This window comes from Streptomyces sp. NPDC051104, assembly GCF_040682835.1.
Taxonomy (GTDB): domain Bacteria; phylum Actinomycetota; class Actinomycetes; order Streptomycetales; family Streptomycetaceae; genus Streptomyces; species Streptomyces cynarae.
This window is the reverse complement of the sequence record NZ_JBFBBS010000001.1, coordinates 876,102-888,331: the sequence shown is the minus strand read 5'-3', so window position 1 is coordinate 888,331 and position 12,230 is coordinate 876,102. Positions and strand designations below refer to the sequence as shown.

Annotated in this window: 7 protein-coding genes; 4 read left to right on the top strand and 3 right to left on the bottom strand. The window is 69.9% G+C overall.

Annotation, left to right across the window (positions count from 1 at the left end; all coding sequences use genetic code 11):
- Positions 1 to 13: 13 nt before the first annotated feature.
- From nuoL to nuoN, 3 genes are read left to right on the top strand one after another with little or no spacing between them, the layout of a single operon-like run.
- The gene (gene nuoL / locus AB0N14_RS04330; protein WP_366024160.1) at positions 14 to 1,960 is read left to right on the top strand and encodes an NADH-quinone oxidoreductase subunit L; all 1,947 of its coding nucleotides are present in this window, start codon (positions 14 to 16) and stop codon (positions 1,958 to 1,960) included.
- Between the two features lie 5 nt (positions 1,961 to 1,965).
- Positions 1,966 to 3,537: an NADH-quinone oxidoreductase subunit M gene (locus tag AB0N14_RS04325; RefSeq protein WP_366024159.1), complete on the top strand. Its 1,572-nt coding sequence runs from the start codon at positions 1,966 to 1,968 to the stop codon at positions 3,535 to 3,537.
- Positions 3,534 to 5,183, top strand: coding sequence for an NADH-quinone oxidoreductase subunit NuoN (gene nuoN / locus AB0N14_RS04320; protein WP_366024158.1), 1,650 nt, complete (start codon positions 3,534 to 3,536; stop codon positions 5,181 to 5,183). The genes AB0N14_RS04325 and nuoN overlap by 4 nt, the downstream gene beginning before the upstream one ends.
- 70 nt (positions 5,184 to 5,253) lie before the next feature.
- Here the strand turns inward: nuoN and AB0N14_RS04315 are convergent, their stop codons facing one another.
- The gene (locus AB0N14_RS04315) at positions 5,254 to 5,859 is read right to left on the bottom strand and encodes a Uma2 family endonuclease (RefSeq protein WP_366024157.1); all 606 of its coding nucleotides are present in this window, start codon (positions 5,857 to 5,859) and stop codon (positions 5,254 to 5,256) included.
- A 194-nt stretch (positions 5,860 to 6,053) separates the two neighbouring features.
- Here AB0N14_RS04315 and recQ point away from each other — a divergent pair, with 194 nt between their 5' ends.
- Positions 6,054 to 8,066, top strand: coding sequence for a DNA helicase RecQ (recQ, locus tag AB0N14_RS04310; RefSeq protein WP_366024156.1), 2,013 nt, complete (start codon positions 6,054 to 6,056; stop codon positions 8,064 to 8,066).
- A gap of 25 nt (positions 8,067 to 8,091) precedes the next feature.
- On the opposite strand, the gene AB0N14_RS04305 is transcribed toward recQ, so the two are convergent.
- Together AB0N14_RS04305 and AB0N14_RS04300 are read right to left on the bottom strand one after the other, a co-directional pair.
- On the bottom strand, positions 8,092 to 9,285 hold the full coding sequence (locus tag AB0N14_RS04305) for an RNA-guided endonuclease TnpB family protein (RefSeq protein WP_366024155.1): 1,194 nt from the start codon (positions 9,283 to 9,285) through the stop codon (positions 8,092 to 8,094).
- Between the two features lie 162 nt (positions 9,286 to 9,447).
- Positions 9,448 to 12,204, bottom strand: a complete 2,757-nt coding sequence (locus AB0N14_RS04300) for a fumarate reductase/succinate dehydrogenase flavoprotein subunit (protein ID WP_366024258.1) — start codon at positions 12,202 to 12,204, stop codon at positions 9,448 to 9,450.
- Positions 12,205 to 12,230: the final 26 nt, after the last annotated feature.

Below are 12,230 nucleotides of genomic sequence, written 5' to 3'. Positions count from 1 at the left end.
GGTCGGGAGAATCGTGGAGAACCTGATTGCGCTGCTGATCGCGGCGCCCCTGCTCGGAGCGGCCGTGCTGCTGTGCGGCGGCAGAAGGCTGGATGCGGTCGGCCACTGGCTCGGCACGGTGCTCGCCGCCGTCTCCTTCGTGTTCGGTGCCGTCCTCTTCACCGACATGCTGGGGAGGGCCGCCGACCACCGGACCGTCACCCAGCACCTGTTCAGCTGGGTCCCGGTGGCCGGCTTCCAGGCCGACGTCACCTTCCGGCTCGACCAGTTGTCGATGACGTTCGTCCTGCTGATCACCGGAGTCGGCTCGCTCATCCACCTGTACTCGGTCGGGTACATGGAGCACGACGAGCGCCGGCGCCGCTTCTTCGGCTATCTGAACCTGTTCCTCGCGGCGATGCTGCTGCTCGTCCTCGCCGACAACTACCTGCTGTTGTACGTCGGCTGGGAGGGCGTCGGTCTCGCCTCCTACCTGCTGATCGGCTTCTGGCAGCACAAGCCCAGCGCGGCGACCGCGGCGAAGAAGGCGTTCATCGTCAACCGCGTCGGCGACATGGGCCTGTCGATCGCCATCATGCTGATGTTCACGACGTTCGGGACCTTCGCCTTCGGCCCGGTCCTCGGCCACGTCGGGGACACGAGCGAGGGCAAGCTCACCGCGATCGGCCTGATGCTGCTGCTCGCCGCCTGCGGCAAGTCGGCCCAGGTGCCGCTGCAGTCCTGGCTCGGTGACGCGATGGAGGGCCCGACCCCGGTCTCGGCCCTGATCCACGCCGCGACCATGGTGACCGCGGGCGTGTACCTGATCGTCCGCTCAGGAGCGATCTTCAACGCCGCGCCCGACGCACAGCTGGCCGTCACCGTCGTCGGTGCCGTCACGCTCCTCTTCGGTGCGATCGTCGGTTGCGCGAAGGACGACATCAAGAAGGCGCTGGCCGGCTCGACCATGTCGCAGATCGGCTACATGGTGCTGGCGGCGGGCCTGGGCCCCATCGGCTACGTCTTCGCGATCATGCACCTGGTGACGCACGGCTTCTTCAAGGCCGGGCTGTTCCTCGGCGCCGGCTCGGTCATGCACGGCATGAACGACGAGGTCGACATGCGCCGCTACGGCGGTCTCAGGAAGTACATGCCGGTCACCTTCGTCACCTTCGGCCTCGGCTACCTCGCGATCATCGGCTTCCCGGGCCTGTCCGGCTTCTTCTCCAAGGACAAGATCATCGAGGCGGCCTTCGCGAAGGGCGGCGCCGAGGGATGGATCCTCGGCGGCGCGGCCCTGCTGGGCGCGGCCATCACGGCGTTCTACATGACGCGCGTGATGCTGATGACGTTCTTCGGCGAGGAGCGATGGCGCCACGCCCCGACTCCGTCCCCGGCGGAGCCGAGCGTGGAGCCCGCCGCCGAGACCCGGGGGGAACACGCCGAGCCGCATCCGCACGAGTCGCCGGGCGTCATGACGATCCCGATGATCGTGCTGGCGGTCGGATCGGTCTTCGGCGGCGCGTTCTTCAGCATCGGCGACCGCTTCCTGCACTGGCTCGAGCCGGTCACCGGGCACAGCGAGGGGCACTCGCCCGTCAGCGCCTGGACGGTCACCGGAGCGACCATGGTGTGCCTGGTCATCGGCGTGGCCATCGCCTGGGCGCAGTACGGCCGCAAGCCCGTCCCGGCCGTCGCCCCGCGCGGCTCCCTGCTCACCCGGGCCGCCCGGCGCGACCTGCTCCAGGACGACTTCAACCACGTCGTCCTCGTCCGGGGCGGGGAACACCTCACGCGCTCCCTGGTGTACGTGGACCACACCCTGGTCGACGGCGTCGTCAACGGCACGGCGGCCTCGGTCGGCGGCCTGTCCGGCCGGCTCCGCCGACTGCAGAACGGCTACGCACGGTCGTACGCCGTCTCGATGTTCGGCGGTGCGGCGGTGCTCGTCGCCCTGACCCTGCTGATGAGGGCGGTCTGATAGCGATGTCCTTTCCCCTGCTGACAGCGACGGCGGTGCTCCCGGCCGTGGGGGCGATCGCCACGGCCGCGGTCCCGGCCGCGCAGCGCACCGCCGCCAAGTGGCTGGCGCTGGTCGTCTCGCTCGCCACGCTCGCGCTCGCCGCGGTGATCGCGTTCCGCTTCGAACCGGGCGGCGCCCGGTACCAGTTCACCGAGTCCCAGGCCTGGATCAAGGACTTCGGGGTGCGGTACGAGCTGGGCGTGGACGGCATCGCGGTGGCGCTCATCGCGCTGACCGCGCTGTTGATCCCGTTCGTGATCCTGGCGGGCTGGCACGACGCGGACCCGCTGGAGACCGGAAGCCGGCGCTGGCGGCCGACGCAGGGCTTCTTCGCCCTGATCCTGGCCGTCGAGGCGATGGTGATCATCTCGTTCGAGGCCACCGACGTCTTTCTCTTCTACATCTTCTTCGAAGCCATGCTCATCCCGATGTACTTCCTCATCGGGGGCTTCGGGGACCGCGCCCACGAGCAGGGCGAGAAGGCGGCGTCCACGCAGCGGTCGTACGCCGCAGTGAAGTTCCTCCTCTACAACCTGGCCGGCGGCCTGATCATGCTGGCCGCGGTGATCGGCCTGTATGTGCAGGCGGGCAACTTCTCCCTCCCGGACATCGTGCAGGCGCGGGCGAACGGCTCGCTGCACATGGCGACCAGCACCGAACGCTGGCTGTTCCTCGGCTTCTTCTTCGCCTTCGCGGTGAAGGCGCCGCTGTGGCCGCTGCACACCTGGCTGCCCAACGCCATGGGCGAGGCCACCGCCCCCGTCGCCGTGCTCATCACGGCGGTCGTCGACAAGGTGGGCACGTTCGCGATGCTGCGGTTCTGCCTCCAGCTGTTCCCGGAGGCGAGCAAGTGGGCGACACCGGTCATCCTCGTCCTGGCCCTGATCAGCATCCTGTACGGGGCGCTGCTGGCGGTCGGCCAGCGGGACATCAAGCGGCTGGTGGCCTACGCGTCGATCTCCCACTTCGGCTTCATCATCATGGGCATCTTCGCGATGACCAGCCAGGGCCAGTCCGGGGCGACGCTGTACATGGTCAACCACGGCATCTCGACGGCCGCCTGGATGCTGGTGGCGGGCTTCCTGATCTCGCGCCGCGGCTCGCGTCTGGTCGCGGGGTACGGGGGCGTGCAGAAGGTCGCGCCGGTGCTCGCCGGCACGTTTCTGATCGGCGGCCTTGCGACGCTGTCCCTGCCGGGGCTCGCGCCGTTCGTCAGTGAGTTCCTGGTGCTGGTCGGCACGTTCACGCGCCATCCGGTGATCGGCATCATCGCCACCTTCGGCATCGTCCTCGCCGCGCTCTACACCCTCGTCCTGTACCAGCGGACGATGACGGGCCCGGTGAAGGCGGAGGTCGCGGCGATGCCGGACCTGCGGGTCCGCGAACTCGTGGTGGTCGTCCCACTGATCGCGCTACTGATCTTCCTGGGCGTCTACCCGAAGCCGGTCACCGACCTGGTCAACCCGGCGGTCCAGCACACCATGTCCGACGTACACCAGACCGATCCCAAGCCCGCAGTGGAGGCGGCCAAGTGAGCGCAACAGCCGTCCACAGCCTGTGGACAACCGCGGCCGACCCGATCGCGAAGATCCAGGCGCCGAAGATCGAGTACGGGCAGTTGTCGCCGACCCTGATCGTCATCGGTGCCGCCCTCATCGGGGTGCTGATCGAGGCGTTCGTGCCGCGCAAGTCCCGTTACTACGCACAGGTGTTCGTGTCCGTCGTCGCACTCGCCGCCGCGTTCGCCGCGGTGGTGGCGCTCGCCGCCGACGGATACGGCACCACCAAGGCCCACATCGCGGCGATGGGCGCGCTGGCGGTCGACGGGCCGTCCCTGTTCCTGCAGGGAACGATCCTGCTGGCGGGCCTGCTCGGCGTGTTCACGTTCGCCGAGCGGCGACTCGACCCGGCGGCGCACGGCAACCGCGTGGACTCGTTCGCCGCGCAGGCCGCGTCCGTGCCGGGCAGCGAGAGCGAGAAGGCCGCCGTCAAGGCGGGCTTCACGACGACTGAGGCGTTCCCGTTGCTGCTGTTCGCGGTCGGCGGCATGCTGGTCTTCCCCTCGGCGAACGACCTGCTGACCCTCTTCGTCGCCCTGGAGGTCTTCTCGCTGCCGCTGTACCTGCTGTGCGCGCTCGCCCGGCGCAAGCGGCTCATGTCGCAGGAGGCCGCGGTCAAGTACTTCCTGCTCGGCGCCTTCGCCTCCGCCTTCACGCTGTTCGGCATCGCCCTGCTGTACGGCTACGCGGGCTCGGTGTCGTACGCGCGGATCGCCCAGGTCGTCGACGGCACGGTCACGAACGTCGACCCGGCGCTCGCCAACACCATGGGCAATGACGCGCTGCTGCTCGTCGGCGCCGCGATGGTCGTGATGGGCCTGCTGTTCAAGGTGGGAGCGGTGCCGTTCCACATGTGGACGCCGGACGTGTACCAGGGCGCGCCGACACCGGTGACCGGCTTCATGGCGGCGGCGACCAAGGTGGCGGCGTTCGGCGCGCTGCTGCGACTGCTGTACGTGGTCCTGCCGGGCATGCGCTGGGACTGGCGGCCGGTGATGTGGGCGATCGCGATCGTCACCATGCTGGGCGGTGCGATCGTGGCGATCACGCAGACCGACATCAAGCGGATGCTGGCGTACTCGTCCATTGCGCACGCGGGATTCATCCTCGCGGGTGTGATCGCGACCACGCGGAGCGGCGTGTCCTCGGTCCTCTTCTACCTGGCCGCGTACTCGTTCGTGACGATCGGTGCCTTCGCGGTCGTCACCCTCGTCCGCGACGCGGGCGGCGAGGCGACCCACCTGTCCAAGTGGGCCGGGCTCGGCCGCAGGTCCCCGCTGGTGGCGGCCGTGTTCGCGGTGTTCCTGCTGGCCTTCGCGGGCATCCCGCTGACCTCGGGCTTCGCCGGGAAGTTCGCGGTGTTCAAGGCGGCGGCGGAAGGCGGGGCGATCCCGCTGGTCGTGATCGGTGTGATCTCGTCCGCCGTGGCGGCGTTCTTCTACATCCGTGTGATCGTCCTGATGTTCTTCAGCGAACCGCGCCCCGAGGGCCCGACGGTGGCGGTCCCCTCACCGCTGACGATGACGGCGATCGGTCTCGGCGTGGCGGTCACCGTGGCGCTGGGTGTGGCACCGCAGTACTTCCTCGACCTGGCGAACCAGGCGGGGGTGTTCGTGCGCTGAGGCGCCCGCGCCCGATTACGCGACGGCCCGGTACCCGCTCGGGGGGTGCCGGGCCGTGTGCTGCTCGGAGCTACTGCTTGTCGGCGCGACGCGTCTTGATCTGGGTGAGGTCCAGGTCGACGGGGAACGGAACGTCCATCTTCATCCGCTCGCGGAAGATCCCGACGCTGGTGTACGTGCCGGTGGTCGGCTCCAGCTCGAAGGCGTGCACCGCGGCGCGACCCTTCTCGTTCTCGACCCGCCAGTAGTGGGGGATCTTGGCCCGGGCGTACTTCAGGGGCTTGGTCTCGCGGTCGCGGGACACGGAGTCCTCCGAGACGACCTCGATGGCCAGGACGACAGCCTCTGCCGGAAAGCGAGTCTGCTCCGGGTCCTCCACAACGTCCCCGTGGACCACTACCACGTCTGGTTCGGGCCTGTTTTGGCTGTCCAGATCGATGGTGAACTCGCGGAACACCTCAAGGTCCGCAGGTGCCAGCGACTGAAGCCGCCACTTGAAGAAATCGATGGCACGCTCGTGAAAGACGGTCTGCGGACTCACGAAGACCAGGCTCCCGTCGATCAATTCCGTGTGCGGAGGCAGATTCGGAAGCCGGTCCAGGTCGTCGGCGGTCCAACCGCCCTCCGGCGGGATCGGCCAGGTGGGCGTGGAGGAGGCCTTCGGTGCGACGCTCATGAGTGCTCCCATGGGACGGAGTCTCGCCGGTCCATTCAGACTATCGACCGGAAACGGGCAGGTCTCCCACGCACGTGTGAACGATGGTCGTGTCCCTGACCGCTGAACAAGGGCTTGTGGATAACTCCGGGGCTGTCCGCCGCGACCCCTATCGTGGACGCAGTGGTCGAAGGACGACTGACGGGGGACGGGCGATGGACGGGACGGCTGTGATGACCGAGGTGGGCGCGCCGGTGGTGGACGGTGGGAGTGAGGCGCTGGCCGCGCTGCACCGGGTTTTCGGATACGACGCCTTCCGCGGCGAGCAGGAAGCGGTCATCGAGCATGTGGTGGCCGGCGGCGACGCCGTCGTGCTCATGCCGACCGGTGGCGGCAAGTCGCTCTGCTACCAGATCCCGGCCCTGGTCAGACCCGGTACAGGCGTCGTGGTCTCCCCGCTCATCGCTCTCATGCAGGACCAGGTGGACGCCCTGCGGGCGCTCGGTGTGCGTGCCGGGTTCGTCAACTCCACGCAGGACTTCGACGAGCGGCGCGTGATGGAGGCGCAGTTCCTGGCCGGTGAGCTGGACCTGCTCTACCTGGCGCCGGAGCGGTTGCGCCTGGAGTCCACGCTGGACCTCCTCTCCCGCGGCAAGATCTCGGTCTTCGCCATCGACGAGGCGCACTGCGTCTCCCAGTGGGGCCATGACTTCCGCCCCGACTACCTGGCGCTGTCCCTGCTCGGCGAGCGCTGGCCGGACGTGCCGCGGATCGCGCTCACCGCGACCGCGACACGGGCGACGCACCAGGAGATCACCCAACGGCTGAACATGCCGCAGGCCCGCCACTTCGTGGCCAGCTTCGACCGGCCCAACATCCAGTACCGGATCGTGCCGAAGGCCGACCCCAAGAAGCAGTTGCTGGCGTTCCTGCGCGAGGAGCACGCGGGCGACGCGGGCATCGTCTACTGCCTCTCGCGGAACTCGGTGGAGAAGACGGCCGAGTTCCTGACCCGTAACGGCATCGAGGCGGTGCCGTACCACGCGGGCCTGGATGCGGGCACCCGTGCGGCGCACCAGTCCCGGTTCCTGCGCGAGGAGGGCCTGGTGGTGGTCGCGACGATCGCCTTCGGGATGGGCATCGACAAGCCGGACGTGCGGTTCGTCGCCCACCTCGATCTGCCGAAGTCGGTCGAGGGCTACTACCAGGAGACGGGCCGTGCGGGCCGCGACGGACTGCCGTCCACGGCCTGGATGGCGTACGGGCTGAACGATGTCATACAGCAGCGCAAGCTCATCCAGTCCGGGGACGGCGAAGAGGCGTTCCGCCGCCGGGCCCAAGCGCACCTGGACGCCATGCTGGCGCTGTGCGAGACCGCCCAGTGCCGCCGTGGCCAGCTGCTCGCCTACTTCGGCCAGGACACCCAGCCGGGCGGCTGCGGCAATTGCGACACCTGCCTGGAGCCGCCGGACACCTGGGACGGGACGATCGCGGCGCAGAAGGCGCTGTCCACGGTGTGGCGGCTGCACCGGGAGCGGCGGCAGAAGTTCGGCGCGGTGCAGATCGTCGACATCCTGCTGGGCCGGCGCACGGCCAGGGTCATCCAGTTCGACCACGACCAGCTGTCCGTGTTCGGCATCGGTGAGGAGCTGACCGAAGGCGAATGGCGCGGCGTCATCCGGCAGTTGCTGGCGCAGGGGCTGCTCGCGGTCGAGGGCGAGTACGGGACGCTGGTGCTGACCGAGGCCAGCGGGGCGGTACTGCGGCGGGAGCGCGAGGTGCCGCTCCGCAAGGAGCCGAAGAAGCCGACGGCGGCCCCCCGGTCGTCGTCGCTCTCGGCCCGGCCCGACCGCAAGCCGAAGGCGGCCGCCGCCGAGCTGCCCCCGGAGCTGGCCCCCGCCTTCGAGGCGCTGCGCGCCTGGCGTGCCGAACAGGCCCGGGAGCAGGGCGTCCCGGCGTACGTCATCTTCCACGACGCCACGCTGCGCGAGATCGCCACCGTGTGGCCCACGTCGGTGACCCAGCTCGGCGGTATCAGCGGAATCGGCGAGAAGAAGCTGGCCACCTACGGGGAGGGGGTGGTCGGCGTGCTCGCCTCGCTCGGCGGAGCACCGACCGCGCCTCAGGCCGCGACGACGAGCGATGAGCCGGAGCCGGACGACTGGCCCGGGCGGGACGACGAGCCGGAGCATCCGGCCGGGCCGGCCGGACGACTGGATTTGACCTGATCCCCCTCCTGAAGGAGGGGGATTCCTACGGCTCGCGCCGTGGGGTTTCCTGCTTCGTCGCCGGCTGCCCGCCCGGAGTGCTCCGTTGAGGTCTTACACCTGCTCCACAGGCCGACACCGCCAGCCCGGCGGCCAGAAGGTTCTTCGCCGCGTTCCCGTCGCGGTCGTGGGTGACGCCGCAGTCGCACGTCCAGGTGCGGATGTTCAGCGGCATCTTGTCCTGCAGGCGCCCGCAGTTCGAGCACAGCTTGGAGGAGGGGAACCAGCGGTCGACCGCGATCACTTCGCGCCCGTACCACTGGGCTTTGTACTCCAGCATGCTGCGGAACTCCGACCATGCCGCGTCGGAGATGGCGCGGGCGAGACGGCCGTTCTTCAGCAGGTTGCGAACGGTGAGGTCCTCGATCACGATCGTTTGGTTTCCACGAACGAGCCGAGTGGTCAGCTTGTGCAGGTGATCGCGCCTGCGGTCGGCGATGCGGGCATGGATACGCGCGACCTTCCCGCGCGCCTTGCCCTGGTTCGCCGACCCTTTCGCCTTGCGGGACAACTCCCGCTGGGCCTTTGCCAGGCATGCCCGGTCGCGCCGCTCGTGCCGGGGGTTGGTGATCTTCGCCCCGGTCGACAGGGTCAGCAGGTGGTCGAGTCCGGCGTCCACGCCCACCGCGCCCCCGCCTGCCGGGAGCGGCTTGATGCCGGGGTCTTCGACGAGGAGGGACACATGCCAGCGTCCGGCCGCGTCCTGGGAGACGGTCACTGTGGACGGTTGTGCGCCCTCGGGCAGGGGACGCGACCAGACGATGGCGAGGGGCTCGCTCATCTTGGCCAGGGTCAGCTTCCCGTCCCGGAACCGGAACGCCGACGTGGTGTACTCGGCGGACTTGCGGGACTGCTTCTTCGACTTGAACCGCGGGTACTTGGCCCGCTTGGCGAAGAAGTTCGTGAACGCCGCCTGCAAGTGCCGCAGGGCCTGCTGGAGCGGGACGGAGGAGACGTCGCCCAGGTAGGCGAGTTCCTCGGTCTTCTTCCACGCCGTCAGCATCGCCGACGTCGCGTTGTAGTTGATCCGCTCGGCCCGCAGCGTCCACGCCTCCGTGCGCGCCGCGAGCGCGAGGTTGTAGACCTTCCGAACGCACCCGAACGTGCGCGACAACTCGGCCGCCTGCGCATCGGTCGGATAGAAGCGGTACTTGAACGCCCGCTTCACGTGAGTGGTCATCACTCACAAATTAACACATCAGCTTCTGAAAGCTTTTATGTTGCGGATAGTGGACGCCGAATCGCCCTGGTGGCGATTCGGCTTTCCCTGCCCTGCTCCGCAGGTGTCCGATTCCTCCCCGCCTGAAGGCGGCGCTTTCCCGGATGAGCCGCCCGGCAGGGCTCACAGCGCACGTGCCGCGTACGCCCTGACGTCCGCGTCCGAGTCCGTTGTGGCCGTGGCGAGCGCCGCGCGGGCGCCGTCCGTGCGGGTGTGCCGGGTCAGCGCCAGGACTGCCGCCTTGCGGACGTCCGCGTTGCGGTCGGCGAGGGCCTTGGCGAGGGTGGGGACGGCCACCTCGGGGTCGGCGGCGGTGAGCGCGGCGGCGGCACCGGCGCGGACCTGCCAGGCCGGGTCGGACAGGGCGGCCGTGGCACGGTCGGCGAGTGGTGGCGGGCAGCCGACAGCGGCCAGTGCGCCGTAAGCGGCCGCACGGACGAGCGCGTCGGGGTCGCCGGTGAGGGCGGCGAGAGAGGACAGGACACTGTCCGCTCCGGTTGACCCTCCGCCACCGGGTCCTGCCGCGTCCACCGTGCCGAGGCCCTTGGCGAGCGCGACGCGGACCTCGCGGGACGGATCGGCGGTCGCCGCGCGCACCAGCGGCGCGACCGCGTCGACCGAGACGAGGGCGCGCACGGCCTCGATACGGACTGTCGTGTCGGAGTCGGCGAGAGCCTCGGTGAACAGGTCGGCGTCGCCGAGCCGCAGCGCCCGCAGGACGTCCAGCGCTGCAGCGCGGACGACGGGGTCGGGCTCGGAGACGGCAGTGGCGAGGCGGTCGCGCAGGGCCGGCTCGGGTGGCAGCGTCTCCACGAGTTCGCGCAGTGAGGCCGCCGCGGCGGCGCGCACGTCGGCGTCGGCGTCGGAGAGCAGGCCGGCGAGGGCCGGTCCGGTGCCCGGTGGCGCCGTCTCGGTCAGGACCGTGACGGCGGTTCGCCGCATGGAGGGGTCGGGGTCGGCCAAGTAGGGCCTCAGGGTGGTCAGTTCGGGCTGCTCCTCCGCCAGGGCGAGGAGGTCGAGTAGACGGGGTGACGTCGGCACGTCGGGGCCGGCCACGGGGCGGACGGCCTCGTCGCCCGCTGCGGGCGACGTCCGCACCGCGGTGGGCGCCACCTCCCGCGCCCCGGCCGTCGCCACCTGCTCCGGACGCACCTCGCCGAGCCGACGGGAGGGACCGCCCGCAGGGGCGAAGCCCTCCACCGGAACCAGGTAGGGAGCCACTGGACGTGCCGTGAACTCCATCGCACCCGAGGGGGACTTGTGCAGATCGAGATGGTGGAACCAGGACGCGTCGTCGCGTTCCGGATGGTCGATGCGGTCGTGGTAGAGGCCCCAGCGGGACTCCGTGCGGGCCAGGGAGGCGCGGGCCGCCATCTCCGCGCAGTCGCGGATGAAGGTGACCTCCGCGCAGCGCATCAGCTCGTGCGGGCTGCGGGCGCCCATGGAGGCGACGTCGGCGTGCATCCGCTCGAACGCCTCCAGCGCCAGGGACAGCCGGGCGCCGGACTTCGGCGGGGCCACGTAGTCGTTCACGAAGCGGCGCAGCTTGTACTCGACCTGGGGCTGCGGCGGGCCGTCCGGGTTGCGCAGCGGGCGGTAGATCAGCTCGTGCGCCTCGTGGAGCTGGTCCTGCGGCAACTCGCCTTCGTAGGCCTGGTACTGCGCGGCGTCCTCACCGGCCAGCTCCCCGAACACGAACGCGCCGATCATGTAGTTGTGCGGCACACAGGCCAGGTCACCGGCGGCGTACAGGTTGGGGACCGTCGTCCGGGCGTGGTCGTCGACGCGGACGCCGGAGGCGGAGTGGCCGCCGCACAGGCCGATCTCCGAGATGTGCATCTCCACGTCGTGGGTGCGGTAGTCGTGGCCGCGGCCCGCGTGGAAGGTGCCGCGCGTCGGGCGTTCCGTCGAGTGCAGGATCGACTCCAACGCCGAGATCGACTCCTCCGGCAGATGGCTCAGCTTGAGGTACACCGGGCCCCGGTCCGAGGCCACCTCCTCCGCGAACTCCGCCATCATCTGCCCGGACCAGTAGTCGGAGTCGACGAAGCGTTCGCCGTGCCGGTTGACCTGGTAGCCGCCGAAGGGATTGGCCACGTAGGCGCAGGCCGGTCCGTTGTAGTCCTTGATCAGCGGGTTGATCTGGAAGCACTCGATACCGGTCAGCTCGGCGCCCGCGTGGTAGGCCATCGCGTAGCCGTCGCCGGCGTTCGTCGGGTTCTCGTAGGTGCCGTAGAGGTAGCCGGAGGCGGGCAGGCCGAGGCGGCCGCAGGCGCCGGTCGCGAGGATCACCGCGCCCGCTCGGACGGTCAGGAAGCGTCCGGTGCGGGTGTGGAAGCCCGCCGCCCCCACGGCCCGGCCCCCGGATGTCAGCACCCTGACCGGCATCACGCGGTTCTCGATCCGGATCCGCTCCCGCATCTCGCGCCGCCGCAGCTGCCGGTACAGGACCTTCTTGACGTCCTTGCCCTCCGGCATCGGCAGCACATAGGAACCCGACCGATGCACCTGGCGGACCGCGTACTCGCCGTGCTCGTCCTTCTCGAACTTCACCCCGTACGACTCGAGCCGCTTCACCATGGCGAAACCGCGGGTCGCGGTCTGCCGGACCGTGGACTGGTCGACGATGCCGTCGTTGGCGCGGGTGATCTCGGTGACGTAGTCGTCGGGCTCGGCGCGCCCGGGGACGACCGCGTTGTTGACGCCGTCCATGCCCATGGCGAGCGCTCCGGAGTGCCGGACGTGCGCCTTCTCCAGCAGGAGCACGTCCGCACCGTGTTCGGCGGCAGTCAGTGCCGCCATGGTGCCGGCCGTGCCGCCGCCGATGACGAGGACGTCACAGGAGAGTTCCTCGGCGTCGGTGAGGGCGGGGATCTCCATCGGGGTGTCCACCAGGGATGCCTTTC